Origin of the sequence: Streptomyces spongiae (genome assembly GCF_009377185.1) — a bacterium.
Lineage (GTDB): Bacteria > Actinomycetota > Actinomycetes > Streptomycetales > Streptomycetaceae > Streptomyces > Streptomyces spongiae.
Map to the genome: position 1 here is coordinate 1 of NZ_VJZC01000029.1, position 25696 is coordinate 25696.

Sequence of the window (25696 nt, forward strand, 5' to 3'; positions counted from 1 at the left end):
GGGGTAGGGCCGGAGGGGAAGATCCGGAGAGGCGGCTCCGGCGAGGCAGCTCCAAAGAAAGCGCTGCAAAGAAACTCTTGCAAGGGTTTCTTTGCAAGACTACCTTTGCATGCATGGAACCCGAGAACGACGCACCCCGCGTACTCGACGCCCGCTCCCTGCGCGGACTGGCCCACCCCCTGCGGATGCAGCTGCTGCGCGCCCTGCGGCAGAACGGGCCGGCCACGGCGTCGAAGCTCGCCGAGCGGCTGGGCGAGTCCAGCGGCGCCACCAGCTATCACCTGCGCCAGCTCGCCGAGCACGGCTTCATCGAGGACGCGCCCGAACACGGCAAGGGGCGGGAGCGGTGGTGGCGGGCGGCCCACATGGGCGTGCAGTTCGACGACTCGCTCCACAAGCACCCCGATCCGGCCGTGCGTGGCGCCGCGGACCTGTTCATCCACGAGACCGCGAACTTCCACACCCAGGAGGTCGCGACCTACCTCGGCACCACGGGCGACTGGTCCGACGAGTGGAACCGCTCCACCGACCTGAGCGACATGACCCTGCGTCTGACGCCCGAGCTCGCGCTCGACCTCATCACGAAGATGCACGCGCTCGTCGACAGCTACCAGGGCGAGGTCCCGGCCGACGGCACCCCGAACGCCGAGACGGTGCGCGTCCACACGCACCTCTTCCCCATCCACACGGACTGAGAGATCCACACGGACTGAGAGGCACCGATCCGATGCATCCCACGCACATCGAGACCCAGCTTGCCCTGCACCACGCCCACCTCGCCGACCTCCGCCACGAGGCCGAGGCGTACCGGCTGGCCCGGCTGGCCGCCGCAGCCCGGCAGCCGCGCGGCCTGCGCACCCGTCTCGGCTGGACCCTCGTCGAGGTCGGCCTGCGGCTGGCTTCCGCCCCCAGGACGGTGGCGGCCGCGCACTAGCAGCTCGGTACCGAGCCCTTGCCCTTCTCCAGGGCCATGAGGGAGTTCACCGCGCCCTTCAACGTCGTCACCGGGATCAGCCGCAGGCCCTTCGGCAGCTCCGACTTCGCGTCCGAGCACTCGGCCTTCGGGACCAGGAAGACCGTGGCGCCGTCGCGGCGGGCGGCCTGGGTCTTGAGGGCCACACCGCCGACCGCACCGACCTTGCCGGCGGCGTCGATCGTCCCCGTACCGGCGATGACGCGACCTCCCGTGAGGTCGCCGCCGCTGCCGTCACCGTCGAGCTTGTCGATGACACCGAGGGAGAACAGAAGACCGGCGCTGGGGCCACCGACGTCGGACAGCTTCAGGGTGACCTTGACGTCGTCGTCCTCGCCCAGGTAATTGAGCGCCGCCTGGGCCGCCGCGTTCTGGGACTGCTTCATCTCCGCCTCGTTGTGCTTCTCGATCTCCTTGACGTCGCCGCCGCTCGGGTAGACCGCGTCGCGCGGCATCACCGCCTGGTCGGTACGGAACCAGCCGTCGAGGACGTCGGCGAGTCCGACGTGCGCGTCCGGGCCCGTCGCCTCGATCGTCGTCATCCGCAGCTGCCCGCGCGTCTTGCGGGTCTCCGCACCGGTGATGGTGATCACCTGTTCGCCCTTGTTCGAGCCGAGGACGTTCGCCGTCAGGCCGGGTTGCGCCACGGAGAACGGCAGCGGCGCGAACACCGCCGTGGCGAGCAGAGCCACGACGGGAAGGGCGCAGATGGCGACGGCCTTGGGACGCGACAGGCTGGAGAGACGAGAGAGCACAGGATCAATCTAACGCGAGGGTCACTTCCGGCCAGCCGACGGTCGGCAGACGGCCCTCTGGGGTCCCCTTCGGGGGGATCCCAGAGGGGGCCGGGAGGCAATTGGATTCTGAGTCCCAGCACGCCAACAGCGCCCCGGGGCCCGGGGCCCGGGGCCCGGCTCAGCGCAACGCTTCGGCGACCTCCCGCGCCGCGTCGAGGACCCGGGGGCCCACGCGCTCCGGCACCGCGTCCGCGAGCATCACGACGCCCACGCTGCCCTCGACGCCGGTCACCCCGAGCAGGGGTGCCGCGGCTCCGCTGGCGCCGGCCTCGAGTTCGCCGTGCGTGAGGGTGTAGCCGGGTCCGTCGAGCGGCTGCTGCCGGGCGGCGAGGATGGCGCGGCCTGCCGCACCCCGGTCCAGGGGGTGGCGGAACCCTGCCCGGTACGCCACGTGGTAGTCCGTCCACGTCGGCTCGACCACCGCGACGGCCAGCGCCTCCGTACCGTCGACGAGGGTCAGATGCGCGGTCGCGCCTATGTCCTCCGCGAGCGAGCGCAGCGCGGGCAGCGCGGCCTCACGGACCAGAGGGTGCACCTGGCGGCCCAGGCGGAGCACGCCGAGGCCGACGCGGGCCCTGCCGCCCAGGTCACGGCGTACGAGAGCGTGTTGCTCCAGGGTGGCGAGCAACCGGTACACAACGGTCCGGTTCACGCCCAGCTTGTGCGAGAGCTCGGTGACGGTCAGTCCGTGATCCGTGTCGGCGAGCAGCTTGAGGACACGCAGTCCCCGGTCGAGCGTCTGGGAGGTCTCCGCGGTCACGACGCCCACTCCTTCGTGGTGAGGGCGGCGGCCCCCTCCGCGGCGGATGCGTCACCGGTCCCGTCGGCGACGCGCTTCAGTGGCCGCCGGTCGGCTGAACCCGGAGATGCTCTCCGGGCGGAGTCGCTTCACGGCTGCGCTCCGAGGCGGCGTTGCCACGGGGCGTTTGCGTGGGGGGACAGTAGCGAGCCGGTTCGCTGAGCGGAAGTCTCCGTCCAGAATCCGGTCAGTAAGCGGTACGGACTACTTCGCTTTGCCCCGGTATACGACAGCGCGCACCACCCCGCGCGCACCCCACGGCGCACCCGGCTCGCGTACCCGTGCGAACGGCCCCGGAGTCACTTCATCCGGGTGGCCCACTCCTGCACCTTGGCGATGCGCTGGCGCAACTGCCCCGCCGTGGCCTCCGCGCTCGGCGGGCCGCCGCACACCCGGCGCACCTCGGTGTGGATCACGCCGTGCGGCTTGCCGCTCTGGTGGGAGTACGCGCCGACCATGCCGTTGAGCTGCTTGCGCAGCTCCAGCAGTTCCTTGTGGGTGACGACGGGCCGCCGGTCGGCCGGCAACTCCAGGAGGTCGGCCTCCTCGTCGGGCTTCTTACGGCTGTGCGCGATCTGCCGGGCCTGCCGCTTCTGGAGGAGCAGCTCCACCTGATCGGGCTCCAACAGGCCCGGGATGCCGAGGTAGTCCTGCTCCTCCTCGCTGCCCGGGTGGGCCTGCATGCCGAAGTCGGCGCCGTTGTACGTCACCCGGTCGAACACGGCGTCGGACTCGAGCGCCTCGAAGGGCAGCATGTCCTGATCGCCGGTGTCCTCGTCCTGCTGCTTCTCGGCCTCCTGGAGGAGCTTGTCCTCCTCGGCGTACGGGTCCTCCTCGCCGCCCTTCTTGGGCTTGTCGAGGACGTGGTCCCGTTCCCTCTCCATCTCGTTGGCGAAGGAGAGCAGGTCGGGAACCGTCGGCAGGAACACGGAGGCGGTCTCGCCGCGCCGCCGGGACCGTACGAAACGGCCGACGGCCTGCGCGAAGAACAGCGGGGTGGAGATGGTCGTGGCGTACACGCCGACCGCGAGCCGGGGCACGTCGACGCCCTCGGACACCATGCGGACGGCGACCATCCACCGGTCGGTATTGGAGCTGAACTCGTCGATACGGTCCGAGGCCCCCGAGTCGTCGGAGAGCACGAGGGTCGCCGAGTGACCGGTTATCTCCCGGATGAGCTTGGCGTACGCGCGCGCCGAGTCCTGGTCGGAGGCGATCACGAGGGCGCCGGCGTCCGGGATGGCCTTGCGGACCTCGGTCAGCCGCTGGTCGGCGGCCCGCAGCACGCTGGGCATCCACTCACCGCGCGGGTCGAGGGCGGTGCGCCAGGCCTGGCTGATGGCGTCCTTGGTCATGGGCTCGCCGAGCCGGGCGGCGATCTCGTCCCCCGCCTTCGTCCGCCAGCGCATGTTGCCGCTGTAGGAGAGGAAGATGACGGGCCGGACGACGTGGTCGGCGAGCGCGTTCCCGTACCCGTACGTGTAGTCGGCGGAGGACCGCCGGATCCCGTCGTTCCCCTCCTCGTACGTCACGAAGGGGATGGGGTTGGTGTCGGACCGGAAGGGCGTACCGGTGAGCGCGAGCCGCCGCGTCGCGGGCTCGAACGCCTCCAGGCATGCCTCGCCCCAGGACTTGCTGTCACCCGCGTGGTGGATCTCGTCGAGGATGACGAGGGTCTTGCGCTGCTCGACACGGTTGCGGTGCAGCATGGGCCGCACACCGACGCCCGCGTACGTGACGGCGACCCCGTGGTACTCCTTGCTGAGCGGTCCCGCGCTGTACTCGGGGTCCAGCCTGATGCCGATCCGGGCCGCTGCCTCCGCCCACTGTTTCTTCAGGTGCTCGGTGGGCGCGACCACGGTCACCTGCTGCACGACGTGGTGGTGCAGCAGCCAGGAGGCGAGCGTCAGCGCGAAGGTCGTCTTCCCGGCGCCGGGCGTGGCCACGGCCAGGAAGTCACGCGGCTGCTCCTGGACATACCTGTCCATCGCCCCCTGCTGCCAGGCACGCAGCTTGCTGGCGGTGCCCCACGGGGCACGACCGGGGAACGCGGGCGAGAGGTGATGCGAGTGCGAGGCAGAGCTGGAGGTGGCGGCGGTGGTACTCACGGTCTCCGGGGTGGCGTGGTCGGGTGCAAGGGGCCGAGCCACCTTACCGGTGGCCCGGTCGGCTCCACGCGGCGACCGTGCCGAGTCAGCCGCTGATGGGACTCAGCTCACATCGGTCACTCGGCAAGCTCGCGCAACGCCTCGGAGATGGCCTTGACTTCGTCCAGGCTGCCCGTGGCCACCGCGATCACCAGGCGCTCGACGGCATCGATGTCCGGGCGCAACTGCACGTTGTTCAGCGCCAGGAACACGACGCAGGACGTCCACGCCGTGCGCTTGTTGCCGTCAGCGAAGGGGCGGTCGATCCCGAGCGACTGCAGCAGCGCCGCCGCCTTGTCGAGCAGGTCGGTGTACGCCTCCTGCCCGGACATCGAAGCCGAGGGACGGTGCACCGCCGCCCCCAACAGGCCCGCGTCGCGTACGACGACGTGCTGGTCATCGACCGCGAGTCCGGCGATGGCCAGCACGTCCTCGGCCGACAGGTAGACGTATGTCACTTGAGCCGCTCCAGAAGTTCGGCCCACTTGGCGGTCTGCTCCTTGGCCGCCTTGCGGACCAGCGCCTCGTGAGCCGTACGGGCCAGATAGTCGTCCACAGCCCTGAGCACAATGGCGTGCATGCTGGTGCCCTCCTCCTCGGCGCGCAGCTTCAGAGCTTCCGTCTGGTCGTCGCGGAGACGCAGGTTCATGGCCATACCAAAACAGTACCGCATCGCTGGGGTCAAAGTAGTACCACTTATGCGGCGGCCCGCAGGCGCGTAGTCACCCAAGCCCCCACCAACGCCACCCCCGCCATCGGCAGGAACACCGCCGCGAACGCCGCCGGGTGGGAGCCGGAGGCCTCGGTGGTGGCGTGGGTGACCGTGCCGCCGCCGAGGGCCGCGAAGGCAGCGCCCCCCGCGGCGAGGAGAAGGGCGTTGGAGAGGCCGTCGGATATCTGGAGGGCGGCGGAGTTGGAGCCGGCCTCCTCGGGAGCGGAGAGCTTGAGCAGCAGGACACTGCTCGACGAGATCACCAGCCCCATACCGAAGCAGCCGAACGCCCAGGCCACGGCCACGCTCCACACCGGCACCGCCTCGATCAGCACACTCGGCGCGGACGCGATCGCGACGGCGACCAGGACCATCCCGGCCGTCATCAGCCGTTCCCGGTACGGCTCCACGCGCGCCCGCGACTGCACCCACGACCCCAGCGCCCAGGTGGCCCCGCCCGCCGCCAGCGAGAACCCGGCGAGCGTCGGCGACAGCCCTCGCTGGGTGACCAGCATCAAGGGCACGAAGGACTCGGCGGAGACGAACGACCCGGCCGCGACCCCACGCAACAGCACCACGGACGGCAGCCCGCGCGCCGCCCGGTACGTGCCGCGGGGCAACAGCCCGAGCACGGCCGGGACGAGCAGCGCGGTGCCCGCGAGGGCGGGTATCAGGGCGAGCCACCGCAGGTCCTGCGCGGCGTACTGCAACAGGCCCGCGCCGAGCGAGATCCCCAGGGCGAGGCGGATGCGGCGACGGTCGAAGGACGCCGGTTCGCTCCCCTCCACCGGACCGGCCGCCAGTCGCCGTATCTGCGGGAGCGCGAGCGCCAGCGGGAGCACGACCAGCACGGGGATACCGACGAACACCCAGCGCCAACCGAGGTGTTCGGTCACCGCGCCCGAGGCCAACGGGCCCACCACGGTCGGCAGCACCCAACTCGCCGCGAACGCAGCCATGATCGCCGGCCGCAGCCGCTCCGGGTAGGCCCGCCCCACGACCACGTACAACGCGACGATCACCAGCCCGCCACCGAGTCCCTGCACAGCCCGGCCGAGAATGAACAGCCACATGGCCCCGGCGGTCCCGGACAGCAACAGCCCGGCCGCGAAGGCACCGATCCCGGCCGTCAGCGACCCCAACGGCCCACGCCGGTCCGACCACTGCCCGGCGAGCACCATGCCGAACAGACTCGTCGTGAAGTACCCCGAGAACGCGAACGCGTACAACGAGACCCCGTCCAACTCCCGCGCCGCCACCGGCATCGCCGTCCCCACGGCCGTCGCCTCGAAGGCGATCAGCAACACGACGGAGACGATGCCGATGCTGAGCGCCCGGTAGCTCCCGCTCAGCACGCCGCCACCACCACCGTCGGCTTCCGAGAGCGCGGGTGTGGCGTCGGCAAGGCCCGTGTCGCGCGGTTCGAGGGTGGTCATGGTCGCCAGCGTAAGAGGCAACACTGACATTGACCCCTGTCCGAAGTAGGCGTTCGCGGGGGACCTTGGTCCTACGACCACACCCCCTTCATGAACGGCGTATGGCAGTCCCGTTGCAGCGCGCCCGGTTCCCTTGAGCACGACCACGAGCACGGCCTACGGTCGACGTACCGAGTTCGGAACACGCACTTTGCTCCAATCGTTCCAACACGGCCGTGTGCCCGAGTGGTTTAGGGACTCGCCTGCAAAGCGAGTTACGTGGGTTCGATTCCCGCCACGGCCTCAAGTGTCCTGACCAGGCAAAAAGAAAGGGCGGCACCCTCAAAGGGGTGCCGCCCTTTCAACGTTCCAACCACTGGGTAGTCCTTCCCCGTCAGTGCCGGAGCTTACGGGGAAGGACCGTGCACACCGCCGGATCTGGCTGACCGTGAGCACCGCGAGTTCAACAATGCCTTGCACCGCCTGCATCTGCTGGCTGGCCGGCCCAGCCTTACGGTGATGGCCCGAGAGGTGCGGGAGGCAGGGATTTCCCGAATTTCGATTCACGATGCGCTACGTAACTATCGACGAGCACGACGGCTGAGTGGGGTCCGCTCTCAACCACGCCTGCCGTCTGCTTGATGCCCAGTTCCTGCGGGATGCGCTGCACGAACGCAACAACGACTTCGCCTTCTGAATCTCCGACTCCGTCTATCAGGGGACCGTGCGGCACGGGCACCCGCTCATTCCGCCCGGAAGCTTTCACCGAGTGACCTTCGACGGCAAAGACGGCCAGATGACCGCTTGGCCAACCAGCCAGGCCATGTAGCCGCAGCGGTTGACCCTGACGCAGGGGCAGCCTCCCAGCATGGTCGGCATGACTACGAGAACCAGTGCGATCGAGGTCGCCGGGCTGCGCAAGTCGTACGGCGACCACGAGGTGGTCGCCGGAGTCGACCTGACCGTCTCCGCGGGAACCGTCTACGCCATGCTCGGACCCAACGGGGCCGGCAAGACCACCACAGTCAGGATCCTGTCCACGTTGCTCCCCGCAGACGCCGGGGAGGCTCGGGTCGCCGGTTACGACGTACGCCGCGAGTCCGACCAGGTGCGCGCGTCGATCGGAGTGACCGGGCAGTTCTCCGCCGTGGACGAGTTACTGACCGGGCGGGAAAATCTGCGGCTGATGGCCGACCTCGGTCACCTCGACCGGCGCCTTGCGGAGAGCGTGGTGGGGCAGCTGCTGGAGCGGTTCCACCTGGCTGATGCCGCCGACCGGCGCGCGGTGACGTACTCCGGCGGTATGAAGCGGCGGCTGGACCTGGCGATGACCCTGGTGGCCGGGCCGCGGCTGATCTTTCTCGACGAGCCGACCACCGGCCTCGACCCGCGCAGCCGCCGTGACCTGTGGGGGATCGTGCGGGAGCTGGTGGCCGACGGGGTCACCGTCTTCCTCACCACCCAGTACCTGGAGGAGGCCGACCAGCTCGCCGACCGGATCGGTGTGCTCGACGGGGGCCGATTGGTCGCCGAGGGCACCGCGGCCGAGCTCAAGCGGCTGGTCCCCGGCGGTCATCTCGAGCTTCACGCCGCCGACAGTGAGCGGCTGGCCGAGTTGGCGCGCAAGTTCCCCGAGGGGAGTCCGAACGCCGCGGCGCTCACCGTGACCCTGCCGCATGACGGCAGCCTCACCACGCTACGACGGCTGTTGGCCGGGCTCGACGACGACGCGGTCACCGGGCTCGCCGTGCACACCGCGGACCTGGATGACGTGTTCCTGGCTCTCACCGACCACTCCACCGCCGACGGGTCTCCCGAAGAGGTGCCGGCATGAATACCGCGACGTATGCCGTCCGCGATTCGGCGACCATGCTGCGCCGCAACCTGAAGCACATGGCCCGGTACCCGTCGCAGACACTGATGCTGATCGGCCTGCCGCTGCTGTTCCTGCTGCTGTTCGTCTACGTCTTCGGCGGCACCATGGGCGCCGGTCTGCCGGGAGCCCAGGCGGGGGACCGCGGCGACTACCTGACGTTCATCACTCCCGCGATCTTGGTGATGGCGGTGGCAAGCGTGTCCATCAGCACCGCGGTCTCGGTCGCCTCCGACATGACAGGCGGGATCATCGACCGGTTCCGAACCATAGCCATCGCCAGGGTCTCGGTGCTCACCGGCCATGTGCTCGGCGCGATGGTCCAGACCACGCTGGCACTCACAACCGTCTTTGGCGTGGCGTTCCTGGTGGGTTTGGAGACAGCCGCCTCAGCGACGCAGTGGTTGGGCCTTGTCGGTCTGCTCGCGCTGTTGTCGTTCGCGATGACCTGGCTCACCGTGGCGCTGGGGCTGGCCAGCCCGAACCCGGAGGCCGCGAGCAACTGGCCGATGATCTTCATACTGCTGCCGTTCGTAGGCAGTGGGTTCGTGCCGGTCGAGTCGATGCCGGCCGGGCTGCGGTGGTTCGCCGAGTACCAGCCGTTCACGCCGATCATGGACGTCTTCCGCGGTCTGCTGGCTGGATCGCCCGATGGTTCGGACGTACTCCGGGCCATCGGGTGGTGTGTGGCGATCGGGCTGGTCGGCTACCTCTGGTCGCGGCGTCTCTACCGGACTCGGGCTGCGAACTAGGAGACTGCTCTGATGCTGACCATCGGCGAGCTGGCGTCGTATGCCGGAGTGACGGTGCGCGCGGTGCGGCACTATCACGCCAAGGGACTGCTGCCGGAGCCGGAGCGGGACCAAGCCGGCTACCGGAGGTACGACGCCGACGCCGTAGTCGAGTTGATCAGGATCCGGACCCTCGCCGAGGCCGGGGTCCCGCTGGCCCGCGTGCGGGAGTTGCTCCAGGCCGACGAGGAGGAGTTCGCCACGGCGGTCGCCGATATCGACAAGCGGCTGCGGGCGGAGATCCGGGAGCGGCAACGGCACCGCGAGCGGATCGCCCGCCTCGCCTCCGGGGACAACCTGGCACTTCCCCAGGAGGTGGTCGAGTTCCTTGACCGGCTGCGGGCGCTCGGGATCGACGAACGGATTGTCCAGGTCGAACGCGACGGCTGGATCCCGCTGGCCGCGCACTCACCCGAGCGCGTCCCGGAATGGATGGCACGCAAGCGGAAACAGATCGCCGACCCCCAGCTCATCGACTTCTACCTCACCCTGAGCAAAGCTCTCGACGTCACAGACGACGACCCACAGCTGGTCGAACTGGCCGACAAGTTGGCCGCCTACATCACGCAGATGGCCAACGAACAGGGCGAGTTCTACGTGGACGACACCGACATCGAGCCACCGCTCGCCGAGCTACTGGACACGCATGTGTTCGACACCCTGCCGCCGGCCCGTCGGCTGATCGCGCTGCTGACGAAGCGCGGCTGGACCGGCTGGACCAAGCTTGAGCGCGTGGGCCCAACACGGGGTACGGCCGGAACACGGTAGGAAGACGCTGCGGTGCGGCGTTCCCGGCGTGGGTTGTGGCGGCGGGTGCCCTGCTGATCTTCATTGCCCCCAGGGGGCCTCTGCGACGTCGCAAAGCCACGGCCGGCCCGAGTCAGTCGGCCGCTTCCACGTACGACGCCAGGTTGGCCAGGGAGGAGGCGATTCCGGTTTCGTGGGTCGCTTGGTCGATTCCGGGTGGGACGTCCGTGGCGGTGACGGTCACCTCGGTCCCGTCGCCGGCGGCATCGAGGTGCCAGGTCATCGTCATGGTGCCCGCGTACGACGGGTCGTCGGCCTCGAACACCGCCGTCTGCACCACACGCTCCGGTGGGACCAGGTCGGCGAACCCGACGTCGACGACATCCGTCGCCTCTGACGTCTTGCCGGGGCTGTCGGCGGGGTCGAGGTAGGTGAGGACCATGCGGAACCCGCCACCAGGCCGGGGGTCCCACCGCTCGACCCGCCCGCGCATGCCGTCCGGCGGCAGCCAGGTCTCGAGGGACTCCCGGTCCAGGAGAGCGCCGTAGACGGTCGCCGGTGGTGCCGCGATCACCCGGCTGGCGCGGTCGGTCCTGCTCATGGGCCGAGTCTACGTTCGAGGAGGGTTCCGCCGGCCCGCGCCGCGTCCACCGGCCCGCGCCGTGTCCCCCCTCCCGCGCCGTATCCAACAGCTGGCTTCGCCTACGGGAGGGCCCAGTGCGGGGTCAGGCGTACAGCGTGCCGTTCTGTTGGTCCTCGAATATTTCCGGCCAGTAGCGCCAGCCGTCGTCGTCCGGGGTCGTGGGGGTGCGGTCGCAGGCGATGGGGTCGACCGTGGCGAGGGTTTCCGTCATGGTGGCGGCGAGTTGGGTGTAGGAGGCCGTGAGGTCGTACTGGGCGTCGAGGGCCTTCTCACGGTGGATGAGCCAGACGGTGAACGCGAGGGTGGAGATGTCGGCGTTCAGGGGGCGGAGCGTGCGGTCGCGCTCGCTCCAGCACAGGATCGCGCCCGTGGTGCCGTCGACGACGAGACTCGTGTCCTCCAGCAGCTGGCCCAGGCGGATCAGACGGTCGGCGTCGGCGGGCAGTTCGGCGGCGGTGACGAAGCCGGGGCGCTCCTCCGCGTAGTACTCGGGCAGGGTCGGCAGCGCCACCTCCGTGTCCAGCTGGAACATGAAGCCGTCCTCCGGGAGGCCGACCTCCTTGAGGAAGCGGCGCGTCGGCTCATGGACGAGGGTGGCCGAGAAGTCCACCTCCTCGAAGCGCATGATCTCGCCGGCGCCGAACTCCTCGTCCAGCAGACGGCGAGGGAGGGAGAGGGCCAGTCCGTCACCCGGGCCCGCGATGCGGGCGAGGGGGCGGATCAGGGCGGCCATCCGCCAGTACGGAGCCAGCTGGGGCAGGTGTCGCGACTCAGCCGAGGCGGAATCCGGTGGGGAGTCCGATGCGGGGTCCGCCGCTAGGAGCGACGTCAGGTGAGAAGTCAGTTCCGACTGCATCGCCGCCACCGGCTTCGGGCCCACTCGGCCCTCGAACCTCGCGAAACGGCCCCGGGACTCGACCAGTTCCTCCGTCGCCTCCGCGAACCGCAGCAGTGCCTCCAGGGACGGGGCGAGCGGGGACAGGTCCGTCACGACCGGGGTGCCGTGGAAGGACGTCGTCGAGATCTCGCCCGTCGTGCCGTCCAGGACGATCGACTCCAGGTCCCGGTCCAGCGTGCGCAGCGAACCGATCACCAGCTGGTCCCGCAGCTCCTGCGCGAGCACCCCCGCGTCGGCGACCAGCTCGGCCGCTCTCCTCAGTCCGGCCCCCTCACGCAGTGCGCCGAAGCCCAGCAGCGCGCTCCCGTGCGGCAGTCCGGGGCCCGTCAGCCACTGCCGCGTGCCCGCGTGCGTGACGTACGGGCCCAGTTCCTCGTCGGTCAGCGTGATCGTCCCGCTGCTCTCCGTGGTCGTACTCGTGCTCATGGCTCCCCCCAGCGCATGTGGTTCCTGTCGTGCTTCCCCCGGTCGGGAACGCCCCGCCTGCGGCGCGGCCGTCCCCCACTGACCAGAACCCTACTTCGCCCCACTGACAACGCCGGTATTCCGCGGGACCGGCCCCTCACGCGTCTCGCGCGCCCACCCGTCGGGTGCTACGCCCCCGTCACCACCGCCGCCTGCGGGCGGATCGGCAGGCGGTTGACCGGGCGGCCCGTCGCCGCGCGGACCGCCGAGGCGACCGCCGCCGGGGACGTCACGACCGGGACCGCGCTGGCGGCCTTCGCGCCGAAGGGGGCGACCACGTCGCGTTCCTCGACGAGTTTGACGATGCGGATGTCGGGCGCGTCCAGTGCGGTCGGGAGGGCGTAACCCGTCAGGTCGGGGTGGCGGATCAGGCCGCGGGCCGAGCGGAGGTTCTCCGTCAGGGCCACGCCCACGCCCTGGGTGACGCCGGCCTCGATGCGGGCGGCGAGCTGGGCGGGGTTGAGGATCCGGCCGACGTCCTGGGCCACCGCCATTTCCACGACCCGTACCGAGCCCAGCTCGATGTCGACGTCCACGACCGCGCGGACCGCGCAGAACGCCATGCCCACGAAGGCGTCACCCTGACCGTTGTCGTCGAGCGGTTCGGTCGGGTGGGGGCGGCACTGGGCCGTGGCCCACAGTTCCTTGCCGTCCATCGCCTCGGCGACGGTGGTGGACAGGACGCCGTCGTACGACGTGATCTTGCCGTCGGTGATCTGGAGCAGCTCGGTGGACATGCCGAACTTGTGCGCCAGGGGCTGGAGGAGCTGGGTGCGGACCATCTTCGCCGCGCGTTCCACCGCGCCGCCCGACACCCAGGTGTGGCGGCCGTGGCAGCTCGGGCCGGCGGGGGGCTGGTCCGTGTCGACCGGTGCCACGTGCACCTCGTCGATGCCGAGGGTCTCCTGGACGATCTGCCGGGCCAGCGTGACGAAGCCCTGTCCCGTCTCCACGGCCGCGCACAGGACCGTGGCCACGCCGTCCTGGACCTTCACCGTGGCCGTCGAGACCTCGTCCGCGCCCTCGGCGCCCAGCATGTGCACCATGCCGAGGCCGTAGCCCACACCGCGGCGGACGGCGCTCGGCTCGCCCGCGCCCTCGGGGCCTCCGGGCAGCAGCCAGTCCTCCTCGGGCGTGTTCTTGGGGAGCGCAGGGAGCGGGAAGTCCCGTACGGCCTGGAGGAGTTCGGCCACGGGGGCCGGGCAGGTCACCGCCTGGCCAGTGGGCAGGATGTCCCCGGTGGACATGACGTTGCGCAGGCGCAGTTCCGCCGGGTCCACGCCCAGCTTCTTGGCCAGCTTGTCCATCTGGGCCTCGTAGGCCGCGCAGACCTGCATGGCGCCCTCGCCGCGCACATGGCCCGACGGGGGGTTGTTGGTGCGCACGGCCCAGCCCTCGATGAAGGCGTTCGGGACGATGTACGGGCCGCAGGCGAACGCCACGGCGGCGGCGAGCGCGTCGGACGAGGTGTCCGCGTACGCGCCCGCGTCCAGCAGGATCTGTGCCTCGACCTTCACCAGCTTGCCCTCGGCGTCCGCGTGGTGGCGGTAGCGCAGCAGGGTGGGGTGGCGGTGGGCGTGGCCCAGGAAGGACTCCTCGCGGGTCGCGGTGAGCTTTACCGGGCAGCCGGTCTTCAGGGCCAGCAGGCCGAGCGGGAGCTGGAAGCCCTGGTCCTCGCGGTCGGCGGTGGCGCCGGGCACGCCGGTGACGACGATCTTCACGCGGTCGGGTTCCAGGCCGAAGCAGGCCGCGGCCGTGTCGCGGTCGGTGTGCGGGTCGGTGGAGGCGAGGTAGAGCTCGACGCCGCCGTCGGGGCGGGGCACGGCGAGTCCGGCCTCCGCGCCGATGGGGGCCGGGTCGTGGCGGCCGATGCGGTACAGGCCCTCCACGACGATCTCGCCGATCGCGTCGGGGTCGCCGTGGCTCAGCGGGATGTGGCGGATCAGGTTGCCGTCGGGGTGGAGGGGTTCGGCCTCGAATGCCTGCTCCGGGTCGGTCACCGGGTCGAGTACTTCGTACTCGACGATGACGGCGGCGGCGGCCATGCGCGCGGTGTCCGGGTGGTCGGCGGCGACGGCGGCGATGGGCTCCCCGTGGTGGCGTACGACCTCAGAGGCGAACACGGGGCGGTCGGCCCTGCCGCGGCCGTGCAGCGCGGTCCCCGGCACGTCCTCGTGGGTGACGACGGCGCGGACGCCGGGCAGGTCGCGCGCGTGGGAGGTGTCGACGGACACGATGCGCGCGTGCGGGTGCGGGGAACGCAGGACGGCGGCCCACAGCAGGCCCTCGGCCCACAGGTCGGCCGCGTACGGGAACGTGCCCTCCGCCTTGGCGCGGGCCTCCGCGGACGGCAGGGACACGCCGAGGCCGTGCGTCAGCGGATCGGCGGCCGGTGTGGCCTCCGCCGGGGTCGCGGTGGCGGCTTCGTTGGTCACGCCTGGCCTCCTCCGTCCGGTCCGTACCCCTGGTCATGCTGCCCAGGAGGACGCCCCTGGATGTCGTACCCCGAAGGGTCCTCGAACGCCGCCGGGTTGACGCCGCCCGCTCCGGGGCCCGCCTGGTGCGGGATGCGCGCTTCCTCGGGCTCCGGCGCGGACTCGGCCTTGGTGTGTGCCTCGCGCTCCGCGACGACCTCGCGCACGGCCTCCACGACACCCCGGTAGCCCGAGCAGCGGCACAGGTTGCCGCAGAGGGCCGCCCGGGTCTCCAGCTCGGTCGGGGCGGGGTTGCCCTCCAGCAGGTCGTGCACGGTCATGGCCATGCCCGGCACGCAGAAACCGCACTGCACCGCGCCGCACCTGGCGAGCGCCCGCTGCACGTCGGAGGGCTGCCCGTCGGCGGCGAGCCCCTCGACGGTACGGACCTCGCTGCCGGCGGCGGTGACGGCGGGCACCAGGCAGGACGCGACGAGCCGGCCGTCGACCTGCACGTTGCAGGCGCCGCACTCGCCCTGCGAGCAGCCGTCCTTGGCGCCCGCGAGGCCGAGGCGTTCGCGCAGTACGTAGAGCAGTGACTCGCCGATCCAGGCGTCGGGGACGGGCCGTTCGGTGCCGTTCACCCGCAGGACGTACGAGGCGAGGGGGTGGTCGTCGTCGAGCAGGGGCGCGGGGGCCTCGGCCGGCGCGTCCTCGGCGTCCTCCGCGCCCTCGGCGGCCGGTGCCGCGTCGGGCGTGTCGCCGGCCGGCTCCTCCTCGGGAAGGCCGGGCGACTCCGGCGAGACCCCGTCGGTCTGCCCGGAAGCCTCGTGAGCGGCCTCAGGCGCCTCGCTCGCGGCCTCGGCGGGCGATCCGGCGTACCGGTCGCGCGGCGGCTCCCCATGCGCCTCAGAGGGCGCGTCAGGCGCTTCGGCGGCGGGAGCCTCCACCGGTACGGCGGGCCCGTGCAGGTCAACGGCCCCTGCGAGCACTTCCGGTGCGTGTCCCTCGATCGACCCGCCGAGCGTGCGCTCCTCCGTGCGCTCGGGCGGCGGTGCCGTCCACGCGGTCCCGATCGCCTCAGTGGCCCAGGGCGCGGGCGCGCCCCCGGGGAGCGTGGCCGGAGGGGTGCCGCCCCACTGTTCGACGAGGGACGACGCACTGAACTCGCCCGACTCGTCCGGGATGTCACCCCCGGCCACGGGGATCGACCACTGCCCGGTCACGTCGTGCCCCGGAGCGGATCCGGGCCCGGCCTGCTCCTGGGGGACGTCCCCGAAGGTCCACTGGCCGGTGTTGGGCGGGTCGTAAGTGAACCCGTGCGTCTCGGTCCCCTGGGGCACGGCGTTCGGGTCGGGCCACTGCGCGCCCTCGGCCGGTGCCGTCCAGGTGCCGGGGGCCGCCGGGTCGGTGCCGGCGCCCTCGGCCGGCGTCACCGTTATCTGCGGGGGCACGTAGCCGTGGCCGGGCGCCGCGAGCGGGCTGTCCGAGGCCAGCAGCGCGTCGATGCCCCCTTCGGGAAGCTGGACGAACGTCGTGGCGCCGTCGTCGTAGTCCCCCTGGGGCAGTCGCTCCCAGCCGCCGTGCTGACCCTGCTGGGGCGTGCCCTCTCCGCGGTGGTCGTCGGTCACGACAGTGCCCTCCCCAATGCTCGTCGGGCCAGTACGGCGACGGTGCGCCGAAGTTGCAGTACGGCGGCCGGCAGCGGTGCCACGGAGCCGTCCTCGGCGGGCGCCGGGTCCGGGATGCAGGCGGCGGCGACGTACTCCCCGAAGGCGTTCAGCGCCTCCGGCACGAGCGTGCGCTCGCCGTCCCAGTCGATCAGCCGGCCGACCCACGCCTCGGCGTCCAGGGGCCTGAGCGGCATCGGCGCTATGGCACCGACCGCGCACCGCACTCCGCGCCGGGCGGGGTCCAGGACGACCGCGACGGACGCCGTGGCGCGCCCGGGGCCGGTGCGTCCGGTGGCCTTCAGGAAGACCTGCGGCGCGTGCAGCAGCGGCACGCGCACGTACCCGATGAGTTCACCGGAGCGCAGCATCTCCATGCCGGCCAGCAGGTGCGAGACGGGGACCTCGCGGCGAGCCCCGCCCTGGCCCGCGACGACCAGCGTCGCCTCCAGGGCTGCCAGTACGGGCAGCGCGTCCCCCGTGGGGGCGGCCGTCGCGATGTTGCCGCCCAGGGTGCCCGCGTTGCGGATCTGCGGCGGGCCCGCGGCTCTCGCGGCCGCCGCGAGAGCCGGGATGAGCGCCGCGAAGTCGGGGCGCCCCATGCGTGCGTGTGTGAGGCCCGCGCCGAGCAGCGCGTGGCCGTCCTGGTACTGCCAGCCGCGGATCTCGCTGATCCGGCCGAGGCCGACGAGCGCGGCGGGCCTGAGCTGCCCGGAGTTGACCGCGGCCATCAGGTCCGTGCCGCCGGCCACGGGGACGGCGGCGGGCATGCTCGCCAGCGCCTCCACGGCCTCGTCCAGCGAGCCGGGCAGCGTCACGGCCTGCGCCGCCTGCGGTGCGTGCGTGGTCAAAACCGGCTGCCCCTTCCCGCTGCCCCACCTGGTCCCACCTGTGCTGCCGTACGGTACGTGCTGACAGGGCGGACGTGGCAACTCTGGCACATTCTCGCGAGACCCGAACGCGGGGGTCCGCTAGGAGGCATTCGCCCACCTCATCACGGTGATGGTCCGTTTTCGCACGGCATCGCCCGTGAGTGCGCATTGCCACTGTTCGATGACTCTTGCGAGCCTTTCTCCTCGTGAGACCGCGTTTTCGGGGCGAACATCCGGCTTGTACCGCTTCGGGGTCACCTCACACGTTCGGCGGCGCCCCCTCGATCGGTCGTCCGAGCACCCCGGGGCGCCGCTGCCACGGTCGCGGTCCCGCGGGAGGCCGGTAGGCCACTCCCAGGGCGTCGAGTCGCCCGTAGTGGGCCGTCATCCGCTGCTCGAAGTCCGCGAAGTCCCGCTCCGCGGGGGCGGGCAGGGAGCTCCACGCCACCTCCGCGAAGGCCGCCAGGCGCGGGAACGTCTGGTAGTCCACCCGTGCCGGATCCTCCATCACCTCGGTCCACACGTTGGCCTGTGTGCCCAGTACGTGCCGCGCCTCCTCGGGCGTCAACTCCGGTGGAACCGGCTCGAAGCGATAGACGTCCTCCAGGGTGCGGACGTAGCCGATGGGCACCGGCTCGTCGGCGCCGCCGTGCTGCCGGTGGTCCAGATACACCTGCTGCTCGGGGCACATGACCACGTCGTGGCCCGCGCGGGCGGCCGTGATCCCGCCGTTGTAGCCGCGCCACGACGACACCGCGGCACCCGGCGCGAGGCCGCCCTCCAGGATCTCGTCCCATCCGATCAGGCGACGCCCGCGCGCGGTCAGCCAGTTGTCGAAGTGCCGGATGAACCACGACTGGAGCGCGTCCTCGTCGGCGAGCCCGAGTTCCTTGATGCGCGCCTGGGCGACGGGCGACTGCCGCCACTGGTCCTTGGGGCACTCGTCGCCGCCGATGTGCACGAAGGACGAGAACCCGGTGGATCCGGTCGCGTCGGCCGGAAACAGCTCCAGCACTTCCTCGAGGACGCCCTCGTAGAAGCGGAGGGTGTTGTCAGTGGGGGCGAGTACGTTCTTGTTGACGCCCCAGGTGTCCCAGACCGTCAGGGAGGTCGTGTCGATGACGTCGGTGTTGCCCAGTTCCGGATACGCGGAGATGGCGGCCTGTGAGTGGCCCGGGATGTCGATCTCCGGGATGACGCTGATATGCCGCTCGGCGGCGTAGGCGACGATCTCCCGGATGTCGTCCTGGGTGTAGTAACCCCCGTGCGGCTTCTCCTCCCACAGGGGTGAGGCACGGTGACCGGATTTCGTGCGTGCCCGCCATGATCCGATCTCGGTGAGCTTCGGGTACCGCTCGATCTGCAGGCGCCAGCCCTGGTCGTCCGTCAGGTGGAAGTGGAAGACGTTGAGTTTGTGCGCGGCCATCAGATCGAGGTAGCGCAGGACCCCGTCCTTGGGCATGAAGTGGCGGGCCACGTCGAGCATGAGGCCGCGCCAGCGGAAGCGGGGGGAGTCCTCGATCGTGACGTGCGGCACGCCCCAGGCGCGGTCGCGGCTGAGCGGGGCCCTTCGGTACGCGTCGGGGCCCAGGAGTTGACGCAGCGTCTGGGCGCCCCAGAACACGCCGGCCGCGCTGCCGCCCTCGATCAGGACGCCGGTCGAGTCGCTGACGAGACGGTACTCCTCGTGGGCGAGCGCGGAGTCGATCTGGAGCCCGATGCCGTCGCCCTCGGTGTCGTCGAGTTCCCGCCCCTCGCGGAGCGGCAGGCCGGTGGCCTGCCGGAGGACGGTGCACAGCCAGTGGCCGACGCTCTCCGCCGCTGTGCCCGCGTAGACCTGGGAGTGCGCCGTCAGCCGCACCTCGCCGGAACCGGCGACGACCCGGCGGGGCTTCGGAATCAGTTGGGTCACGTCAGTCCTTTACCGCTCCGCCCAGCCCGGAGACCAGCCGTCGCTGTACGAGTACGAAGAAGATCAGTACCGGAATCGTCATCACCGTGGACGCCGCCATCACGCCGCCCCAGTCGGGATCATCAGGCTTGTAGAAGACGAGCAGGGCCATCGGAAGGGTCGACTGGGAGGTGTCACTGATGATGAACGACTTGGCGAACAGGAAGTCGTTCCAGGCCGAGATGAAGGAGAACACACTCGTCGCGACCAGCCCGGGGAACACGAGCGGGAAAAGGATCTGCCACATGAATCGCGTACGGCTCGCCCCGTCGAGGTACGCCGCCTCCTCCAGCGCCTCCGGAACGGCCTTCACGAAACCCCGGAGCATCCAGATCGCGAACGGCAGCGAGAAGGCGATGTGCGGCAGGATCAGCGAGCCCAGGGTGTTGAGTTGACCGAAGTCCCGCATGAGGAAGAACAGGGGGATGGTCAGCGCCTCCACCGGCACCATCTGCGCCACCAGAAACATGATCAACAAGGTGGTGCGGAAGCGGAAGCGGAATCGGGTGACGGCGGTCGCCGCGAGAAACGCGATGAGCGCGGAGACGACGACCACCGAGCCGGCCACCACAAGGCTGTTGACGAAGTAACGGCCGAATTCCTGCTGTTCGAAGACCCGCCGGAAGGAGTCCAGGGTGGGTGAAAGGGTCCAGGGGCGAGCCTCCGTCGACTCGATCTCCCCCGCCGGTTTGAACGCGCTGAGCACCATCCAGTACAGCGGGAACGCCACCACCACCGCGATGAGAAGCGCGGACGCCTCCGCCGCGAGCCGCCAGGGGCGCCGTACGAATCGACGGGCGGTCACCTTCGGCCGATCGGAACTCAAGGAACTCACAGCTCCTCCCCCTGCCTGCGCAGCAGCCGCAAATAGATGAGCGTGATCGCCAGCAGAATCAGCAGCATGACCACGCCGATCGCCGAGCCGAGGCTGTACTCGGACGAAGCGAACGCCTTCTGGTAGGCGTACACGTTCAGTACGAGGTTCTGCCCGGCGATACCGCCGCCGTTCGTCATGACGTAGATCTGCGTGAAGACCTTGAAGTCCCAGATCACCGACTGGATGGTGACGACGGTCAGGATCGGGCGCAGCATCGGTGTGAGCACCGACCGCCAGATCCGCCACTGCGAGGCGCCGTCCAGCGCGGCGGCCTCCAGGACCTCGGTGGGTACGGCGCGGATGCCCGCGTACACCGTCACCATCACGAACGGGAAGGAGCACCACACCACTTCGAGCAGGACGAGGAAGAAGGCGCTGAACCGCCCGTACGTCCACGAGTGGTCTCCGAGCCCCAGCATCCGGTTGACGGGTCCGAAGTCGGGGTCGAACAGGAACAGCCACACGGTCGAGCCCGTGATGGCCGGGGTCGCCCACGCACCGAGCGCGGCCAGCATGAGCGCGAGCCTCGGCAGGGCCCGTACGCGTGTCAGCAGCACCGCGAGCGCGCATCCGACGGCCAGCGTGGACACCACACAGGCCGCCGCGAAGAGCACGGTGGCCAGCAGGACCTGCCAGAACTCCGGGTCCCCGAAGAGCTCCGCGTAGTTGCCGAAGCCCTGGAAGGTGGTCGGCTGCCCGCCGCTGACCTGGGCCTGGGTGTACTCGAGGAACGAGATCAGCCCGAGCTGGTAGATCGGGTAGACCAACAGCCCGCCGAGAACGACGAGGGCGGGCGCGAGATAGAGCCAGGGCGTCCAACCGCCGCGCGACCGGGGCGAACCACTGTGCCCCTTGGGCGGCCGGCCCCCCTTCGGCGGTCGACCGGCCGAGGACCCGGCGAGACGGGGCGCCGGGGCGGAGCCCGCTCGCTCGCCCGCCGCCTCGTGGCCGGGCTGCGGGGACGTGTGGTCGGCCACCCGGTGCGGCTTCGCGGGCTCCTCGGCCGCCGCGGGGGGCCGCGACGGCTCCGGGGCCGCCGCCGTGCCGGGTGGTTCCGGCGCGGCGGCGGGGTTCCGCATGTCGCGGTCGTCGGTGCCGACAGGGGTGTCGTGCTCGCGGTCGGTCGGCCCCTCCGCCGGGACAGTACGGTCCGTCATCGGCGTCACCCAGCGGAGCCGAACGCGTCGTTCATCTTCTTCGCCGCGTCCTTCGAGGCAGCCGCCACGTCCTTCTTGCCGCTGACGATCTCCTGGAACATCGTCGGCAGAACGAGGGAGGCGTCGATCTGGGACCAGGCCGGCGAAGCGGGAACGAACTTGGTGCCCGCGGACAGCGTCTTCACGAAGGGCCCGATGTGCGGCTCCTTCTTGGCGACGTCGGCGCGCACGTCGGTGTACGTCGGCAGGAAGCCCATCGCGTCGAAGAGTTCGCCCTGCGTCTCCTTCGACGCCAGCTGCTCCATCAGGTCGACGGCGAGCGTGCGGTGCGTGGTGCTCTTCAGGATGCCGATGTTGTTGCCGCCCGCGAAGGCCGGCGCGATCGAGCCCTCCTTCACCCCCGGCAGCGGTACGACCCCGAACTTGCCCTTGACCTTGCCGGCCTCGACCGCCGCGTAGTTGAAGTCACCGCCGATGGCCATGCCCGCCTTGCCGGAGGCGAACGCGGTGACCGTGTCGTTGCCGCCGAAGCCCGCGCACTTGGCGGCCGGGCAGTTGTCGTCGCCGAAGAGCGAGGTGTACGCCTTGATGCCCTTCTGGGACGCCGCGCTGTCGATGCTGGAGGCGTACGACCCGCCCTTGCCCACGGCGATCTCACCGCCGTGGGCCCAGACGAACGGCATCGCGCCGAACGTGTAGGCGCCGCCGACCGCGAGACCGTACAGGTCGGGCTTGGCCGCGCGGATCGTGTGAGCCGCGTCGACCAGCTCCGCCTGCGACTTGGGGGGTTCGAGGCCCAGTTCCTTGAAGACGTCCGTGCGGTAGTAGAGGGCGCGGACACCGACGAAGAAGGGCGCGCCGTAGACCCGGCCGTCGACCGTCACGGACTGCCTGGCCGTCGGGTCGGAGTCCTTGGCCTCGTTCCAGTCTGTGAACTCCTTGGTGATGTCGAGGAGTCCACCGTCCTTCACGTAGCCCGCGGTGTCCGTGTTGCCGAACTCCATGAGGTCCGGGGCGCTCTTCGGGTCGTTGAACGCGGCCTTGATCTTCTGTGCGCGGGTCTCGACCGGGATGTACTCGACGGTGACCTTGACGCCGTCATGGGCCTTCTTGAAGGCGTCGATCGTCTTGTTGACGACCTGCTCCTTCGGCTTGTTGCTGACCTCCTGGAACAGCCAGACGCGCAGGGTGCCGGACTTCTCGTCCTTGCCGGAGGAGGAGTTGTCGGAGGTCTGGGGGGCGCAGGAGGTGGCGGTGAGCCCTGCGATGACAAGTGCCGCGACGGGGGCGGCTATTCGGGCCGTACGAGACGTACGGGCGCTGCGGCCCGTTCTGACAGCGAGCTTCATGGAGCTTTCCTCCGGGGGGGCGTTGCAACATGCGCAATGACGGTTTCGCTCTGCACAACACACCGGAGGTTAGGGAGTACATGAACATGCCCACAAGAGGTCTCAACCACTCTGTGACCAGTGGAAGCATTCCGTGCAACGGAGTGCGGGGCGGACGTGGTGCGGACGTGGCGGGCACGCGTGACTCGCCGCCACGGCGTGCGGGCAGAGACGATGCGATCAACTACCGTATGGCCAAGGGCACTTGGATCACTCGGTGTGGGTCGGAAACCGGCCGCTCAGAGCCGACGTGAGGGCGGCGGGGGCGAGAAAAGCCCTGGGAGCTCCGCCGCGCGGACAGGCCCCGTCGGAGACGCCCGCGGGCGACCCGTCGTCGTCCCACCCTCAGGTACGACGAAACCGCGGCACCCGCATCAAGGCACCGCGGCCGTGCTCATGGGACGAGTGTCCCGTCCGCCGCCGCCCACAGGGACGCACCCGCGGCGGCGCGGACGCTACTTGTCGTCGCCGCCCTCGTCACCGGCGCCCATGGATTCGTAGATCTCCTTGCACATGGGGCACACGGGGTACTTCTTCGGGTCGCGACCGGGCACCCACACCTTGCCGCAGAGGGCCACGACGGGCGTGCCGTCGAGGGCGCTCGCCATGATCTTGTCCTTCTGGACGTAGTGCGCGAAGCGCTCGTGGTCACCGCTGCCGTGCGACGTCTGCGGCGTCGGCTCGACGAGTGTCCCCGTACCAGTACCGCGCTCGGGCTCAAGAGTGCTCATGGCTGCAAGGGTACTGAAGAGCACCGACATCAGTTGAGCGACGGGTCGTCCGGGTAGGTGGCCACCATCGCCAGTTCGTTGCGCTGGCGGCGCAGGACGGACCGCCAGAGTCTCTCCGGGGAGGGAGAGGAGACGTCTCCGGGCTCCGACTCGACGACGTACCAGGCCCCTTCGGTGAGCTCGTCCTCCAGTTGACCCGGCCCCCAGCCCGCGTACCCGGCGAAGATCCGCAGGGAGCCGACCGCCGAGGCGAGCAGCTCCGGCGGGGCCTCCAGGTCGACCAGCCCGATCGCTCCGTGCACGCGCCGCCAGCCCAGGGGGGCGCGCTCGGTGGACGCCCCGCCGGGGATCACCGCGACGCCGAGCGCCGAGTCGAGCGAGACCGGGCCACCCTGGAAGACGACGCCGGGATCGCCGGCGAGTTCCGCCCAGCCCTCCAGGATGTCGCCGACGTCCACCGGGGTCGGCCGGTTGAGGACCACACCGAGCGAGCCCTCCTCGTCGTGGTCGAGGAGGAGCACCACCGCGCGGTCGAAGTTCGGGTCCGCCAGGGCGGGTGTGGCCACGAGCAGCCGCCCTGTGAGCGAGGACACCTCGGTCATGCCAGACATGATCCCGCATCTTGCCCGTGCGCGGGGAGCCAATGCCCGTACCCACAGGCATGCAGCTCAGGGCGCACGGATGCGCCGCCCGCGCACACGGTTTGCGGAGACTTCACCGGTGACCCGTTGTGCCCGCGGAGAAACGGTTCGTGTTGTGGCAAACCTATGACGTCTCTTGGAGGCCCTTGGGCTTACTGAAGGGGGGTAGGCGGCCATTACGCTTGCTCATCGGCTCATGCCGCTTCGGCTCCCGCACCACAGGTCTGCCGGGCGTCTGCCGACACAACTGCCCGACTCCACGGAACGCGAGATTCATGACCGTCAACGACGATGTCCTGCTTGTCCACGGCGGAACCCCGCTGGAGGGTGAGATCCGTGTCCGCGGTGCGAAGAACCTCGTACCGAAGGCCATGGTCGCCGCGCTGCTCGGCAGCGCGCCGAGCCGGCTGCGCAACGTTCCAGACATCCGCGACGTCCGTGTCGTCCGCGGGCTGCTCCAGTTGCACGGGGTGACGGTCCGTCCGGGTGAGGAGCCGGGCGAACTGGTGATGGACCCGTCGCACGTGGAGAGCGCGAACGTCGCCGACATCGATGCCCACGCGGGTTCGTCGCGCATCCCGATCCTGTTCTGCGGCCCGCTGCTGCACCGGCTGGGGCATGCCTTCATCCCGGGTCTCGGTGGTTGCGACATCGGTGGCCGTCCCATCGACTTCCACTTCGAGGTGCTGCGGCAGTTCGGCGCGAAGATCGAGAAGCGGGAGGACGGGCAGTACCTGGAGGCGCCGCGGCGGTTGCGCGGTACCAAGATCCGGCTGCCGTACCCGTCCGTCGGCGCCACCGAGCAGGTGCTGCTGACCGCGGTCCTCGCGGAGGGTGTGACGGAGCTCTCGAACGCGGCCATAGAGCCGGAGATCGAGGACCTCATCTGCGTGCTGCAGAAGATGGGCTCCATCATCGCGATGGACACCGACCGCACCATCCGCATCACGGGCGTCGACAAACTCGGCGGCTACACCCACGCGGCCCTCCCGGACCGTCTGGAGGCGGCCTCCTGGGCGTCTGCGGCGCTGGCGACCGAGGGCAACATCTACGTGCGCGGTGCCCAGCAGCGCTCGATGATGACCTTCCTGAACACCTACCGGAAGGTCGGCGGCGCCTTCGAGATCGACGACGAGGGCATCCGCTTCTGGCACCCGGGCGGGCAGCTGAAGTCCATCGCCTTGGAGACGGACGTCCACCCCGGCTTCCAGACCGACTGGCAGCAGCCGCTGGTGGTGGCCCTCACCCAGGCCACGGGCCTGTCGATCATCCACGAGACGGTCTACGAGTCGCGGCTCGGCTTCACCTCGGCCCTGAACCAGATGGGCGCCCACATCCAGCTCTACCGCGAGTGCCTCGGCGGCTCCTCCTGCCGCTTCGGCCAGCGCAACTTCCTGCACTCCGCGGTCGTCTCCGGCCCGACGAAGCTCCAGGGCGCCGACCTGGTCATCCCCGACCTCCGCGGCGGCTTCTCGTACCTGATCGCGGCCCTCGCGGCGCAGGGCACGTCCCGCGTCCACGGCATCGACCTGATCAACCGCGGCTACGAGAACTTCATGGAGAAGCTCGTGGAACTGGGCGCGAAGGTGGAGCTGCCGGGCAAGGCGCTCGGCTAGGGCGCCCGCGCGGCGAGCTGAGCACTCCGCCTCGCGCCTCGCGTACGCCGATGGGGCGGCCTCCCGGCTGGGAGGCCGCCCCACTGGCGTTACTGGGCCACGTACGCCGTCCCGTGGCG

General features: G+C 70.5%; 23 protein-coding genes and 1 tRNA gene. 7 read left to right on the plus strand and 17 right to left on the minus strand.

Going from position 1 to position 25696, the window contains the following annotated elements; all coding sequences use genetic code 11:
- Positions 1-113: 113 nt before the first annotated feature.
- Positions 114-695, plus strand: coding sequence for an ArsR/SmtB family transcription factor (locus tag FNH08_RS07100; protein WP_152770395.1), 582 nt, complete (start codon positions 114-116; stop codon positions 693-695).
- A 32-nt stretch (positions 696-727) separates the two neighbouring features.
- Complete coding sequence (locus tag FNH08_RS07105) at positions 728-934, plus strand: hypothetical protein (protein WP_152770396.1); 207 nt, start codon at positions 728-730, stop codon at positions 932-934.
- Here FNH08_RS07105 and FNH08_RS07110 read toward each other — a convergent pair.
- From FNH08_RS07110 to FNH08_RS07135, 6 genes are all read right to left on the minus strand, one after another.
- On the minus strand, positions 931-1728 hold the full coding sequence (locus FNH08_RS07110) for a S16 family serine protease (RefSeq protein ID WP_322723915.1): 798 nt from the start codon (positions 1726-1728) through the stop codon (positions 931-933). The two genes, FNH08_RS07105 and FNH08_RS07110, sit on opposite strands and share 4 nt — an antisense overlap.
- A 160-nt stretch (positions 1729-1888) precedes the next feature.
- On the minus strand, positions 1889-2530 hold the full coding sequence (locus FNH08_RS07115) for a helix-turn-helix domain-containing protein (RefSeq protein WP_322723916.1): 642 nt from the start codon (positions 2528-2530) through the stop codon (positions 1889-1891).
- A gap of 338 nt (positions 2531-2868) precedes the next feature.
- Positions 2869-4677 (minus strand): DEAD/DEAH box helicase, encoded by a 1809-nt coding sequence (locus FNH08_RS07120; protein ID WP_322723917.1) that lies wholly within the window; start codon positions 4675-4677, stop codon positions 2869-2871.
- Positions 4678-4793: 116 nt separating this feature from the next.
- Complete coding sequence (locus tag FNH08_RS07125; RefSeq protein WP_322723918.1) at positions 4794-5174, minus strand: type II toxin-antitoxin system death-on-curing family toxin; 381 nt, start codon at positions 5172-5174, stop codon at positions 4794-4796.
- Complete coding sequence (locus FNH08_RS07130; protein ID WP_152770397.1) at positions 5171-5371, minus strand: ribbon-helix-helix protein, CopG family; 201 nt, start codon at positions 5369-5371, stop codon at positions 5171-5173. The genes FNH08_RS07125 and FNH08_RS07130 overlap by 4 nt, the downstream gene beginning before the upstream one ends.
- 41 nt (positions 5372-5412) lie before the next feature.
- Complete coding sequence (locus tag FNH08_RS07135; RefSeq protein WP_152770398.1) at positions 5413-6864, minus strand: MFS transporter; 1452 nt, start codon at positions 6862-6864, stop codon at positions 5413-5415.
- A gap of 211 nt (positions 6865-7075) precedes the next feature.
- On the opposite strand from FNH08_RS07135, the gene FNH08_RS07140 reads away from it, so the two are divergent.
- From FNH08_RS07140 to FNH08_RS07155, 4 genes are all read left to right on the plus strand, one after another.
- Positions 7076-7147, plus strand: a tRNA-Cys gene (locus tag FNH08_RS07140).
- Positions 7148-7720: 573 nt separating this feature from the next.
- Entirely contained in the window at positions 7721-8677 is a 957-nt protein-coding gene (locus tag FNH08_RS07145; protein ID WP_152770399.1) for an ATP-binding cassette domain-containing protein, read from the plus strand.
- Positions 8674-9468, plus strand: a complete 795-nt coding sequence (locus FNH08_RS07150) for an ABC transporter permease (protein WP_152770400.1) — start codon at positions 8674-8676, stop codon at positions 9466-9468. Before FNH08_RS07145 ends, FNH08_RS07150 begins: the two co-directional genes overlap by 4 nt.
- 12 nt (positions 9469-9480) lie before the next feature.
- Positions 9481-10275, plus strand: coding sequence for a MerR family transcriptional regulator (locus FNH08_RS07155; protein ID WP_152770401.1), 795 nt, complete (start codon positions 9481-9483; stop codon positions 10273-10275).
- Between the two features lie 112 nt (positions 10276-10387).
- On the opposite strand, the gene FNH08_RS07160 is transcribed toward FNH08_RS07155, so the two are convergent.
- From FNH08_RS07160 to FNH08_RS07210, 11 genes are all read right to left on the minus strand, one after another.
- A complete protein-coding gene (locus tag FNH08_RS07160; RefSeq protein ID WP_152770402.1) occupies positions 10388-10855 on the minus strand; it encodes an SRPBCC family protein in 468 nt (155 codons plus the stop codon).
- Positions 10856-10979: 124 nt separating this feature from the next.
- A complete protein-coding gene (locus FNH08_RS07165; protein ID WP_152770403.1) occupies positions 10980-12221 on the minus strand; it encodes an SUKH-4 family immunity protein in 1242 nt (413 codons plus the stop codon).
- Between the two features lie 167 nt (positions 12222-12388).
- The gene (locus FNH08_RS07170; RefSeq protein ID WP_322723919.1) at positions 12389-14695 is read right to left on the minus strand and encodes a xanthine dehydrogenase family protein molybdopterin-binding subunit; all 2307 of its coding nucleotides are present in this window, start codon (positions 14693-14695) and stop codon (positions 12389-12391) included.
- The gene (locus tag FNH08_RS07175) at positions 14692-16305 is read right to left on the minus strand and encodes a 2Fe-2S iron-sulfur cluster-binding protein (RefSeq protein WP_194238403.1); all 1614 of its coding nucleotides are present in this window, start codon (positions 16303-16305) and stop codon (positions 14692-14694) included. Before FNH08_RS07175 ends, FNH08_RS07170 begins: the two co-directional genes overlap by 4 nt.
- Complete coding sequence (locus FNH08_RS07180) at positions 16302-17195, minus strand: FAD binding domain-containing protein (RefSeq protein ID WP_152770404.1); 894 nt, start codon at positions 17193-17195, stop codon at positions 16302-16304. Before FNH08_RS07180 ends, FNH08_RS07175 begins: the two co-directional genes overlap by 4 nt.
- A gap of 280 nt (positions 17196-17475) precedes the next feature.
- Positions 17476-19128, minus strand: a complete 1653-nt coding sequence (locus tag FNH08_RS07185; RefSeq protein WP_322723921.1) for a beta-N-acetylhexosaminidase — start codon at positions 19126-19128, stop codon at positions 17476-17478.
- A 1-nt stretch (position 19129) separates the two neighbouring features.
- The gene (locus FNH08_RS07190; protein WP_322723922.1) at positions 19130-20002 is read right to left on the minus strand and encodes a carbohydrate ABC transporter permease; all 873 of its coding nucleotides are present in this window, start codon (positions 20000-20002) and stop codon (positions 19130-19132) included.
- Entirely contained in the window at positions 19999-21021 is a 1023-nt protein-coding gene (locus tag FNH08_RS07195; RefSeq protein WP_407704339.1) for a carbohydrate ABC transporter permease, read from the minus strand. The genes FNH08_RS07190 and FNH08_RS07195 overlap by 4 nt, the downstream gene beginning before the upstream one ends.
- Positions 21022-21206: 185 nt before the next feature.
- Positions 21207-22550 carry an extracellular solute-binding protein gene (locus FNH08_RS07200; protein WP_152770406.1) on the minus strand — a complete coding sequence of 448 codons (1344 nt, stop codon included), beginning with the start codon at positions 22548-22550 and terminating at the stop codon, positions 21207-21209.
- Positions 22551-23044: 494 nt separating this feature from the next.
- Entirely contained in the window at positions 23045-23320 is a 276-nt protein-coding gene (locus FNH08_RS07205; protein ID WP_194238401.1) for a DUF3039 domain-containing protein, read from the minus strand.
- A 29-nt stretch (positions 23321-23349) separates the two neighbouring features.
- Positions 23350-23922 carry a YqgE/AlgH family protein gene (locus tag FNH08_RS07210; RefSeq protein WP_194238402.1) on the minus strand — a complete coding sequence of 191 codons (573 nt, stop codon included), beginning with the start codon at positions 23920-23922 and terminating at the stop codon, positions 23350-23352.
- A 314-nt stretch (positions 23923-24236) separates the two neighbouring features.
- On the opposite strand from FNH08_RS07210, the gene murA reads away from it, so the two are divergent.
- Positions 24237-25577, plus strand: a complete 1341-nt coding sequence (gene murA / locus FNH08_RS07215; protein WP_152770409.1) for a UDP-N-acetylglucosamine 1-carboxyvinyltransferase — start codon at positions 24237-24239, stop codon at positions 25575-25577.
- The last annotated feature ends 119 nt before the right edge of the window (positions 25578-25696 follow it).

Excerpts from the sequence above, each read along its gene's own strand:
- FNH08_RS07100 (WP_152770395.1), top strand. The coding sequence starts at position 114 with ATGGAACCCGAGAACGACGCACCCCGCGTACTCGACGCCCGCTCCCTG.
- FNH08_RS07105 (WP_152770396.1), top strand. The coding sequence starts at position 728 with ATGCATCCCACGCACATCGAGACCCAGCTTGCCCTGCACCACGCCCAC.
- FNH08_RS07130 (WP_152770397.1), bottom strand. The coding sequence starts at position 5,371 with ATGGCCATGAACCTGCGTCTCCGCGACGACCAGACGGAAGCTCTGAAG.
- FNH08_RS07135 (WP_152770398.1), bottom strand. The coding sequence starts at position 6,864 with ATGACCACCCTCGAACCGCGCGACACGGGCCTTGCCGACGCCACACCC.
- FNH08_RS07145 (WP_152770399.1), top strand. The coding sequence starts at position 7,721 with ATGACTACGAGAACCAGTGCGATCGAGGTCGCCGGGCTGCGCAAGTCG.
- FNH08_RS07150 (WP_152770400.1), top strand. The coding sequence starts at position 8,674 with ATGAATACCGCGACGTATGCCGTCCGCGATTCGGCGACCATGCTGCGC.
- FNH08_RS07155 (WP_152770401.1), top strand. The coding sequence starts at position 9,481 with ATGCTGACCATCGGCGAGCTGGCGTCGTATGCCGGAGTGACGGTGCGC.
- FNH08_RS07160 (WP_152770402.1), bottom strand. The coding sequence starts at position 10,855 with ATGAGCAGGACCGACCGCGCCAGCCGGGTGATCGCGGCACCACCGGCG.
- FNH08_RS07165 (WP_152770403.1), bottom strand. The coding sequence starts at position 12,221 with ATGAGCACGAGTACGACCACGGAGAGCAGCGGGACGATCACGCTGACC.
- FNH08_RS07200 (WP_152770406.1), bottom strand. The coding sequence starts at position 22,550 with ATGAAGCTCGCTGTCAGAACGGGCCGCAGCGCCCGTACGTCTCGTACG.
- FNH08_RS07205 (WP_194238401.1), bottom strand. The coding sequence starts at position 23,320 with ATGAGCACTCTTGAGCCCGAGCGCGGTACTGGTACGGGGACACTCGTC.
- FNH08_RS07210 (WP_194238402.1), bottom strand. The coding sequence starts at position 23,922 with ATGACCGAGGTGTCCTCGCTCACAGGGCGGCTGCTCGTGGCCACACCC.
- murA (WP_152770409.1), top strand. The coding sequence starts at position 24,237 with ATGACCGTCAACGACGATGTCCTGCTTGTCCACGGCGGAACCCCGCTG.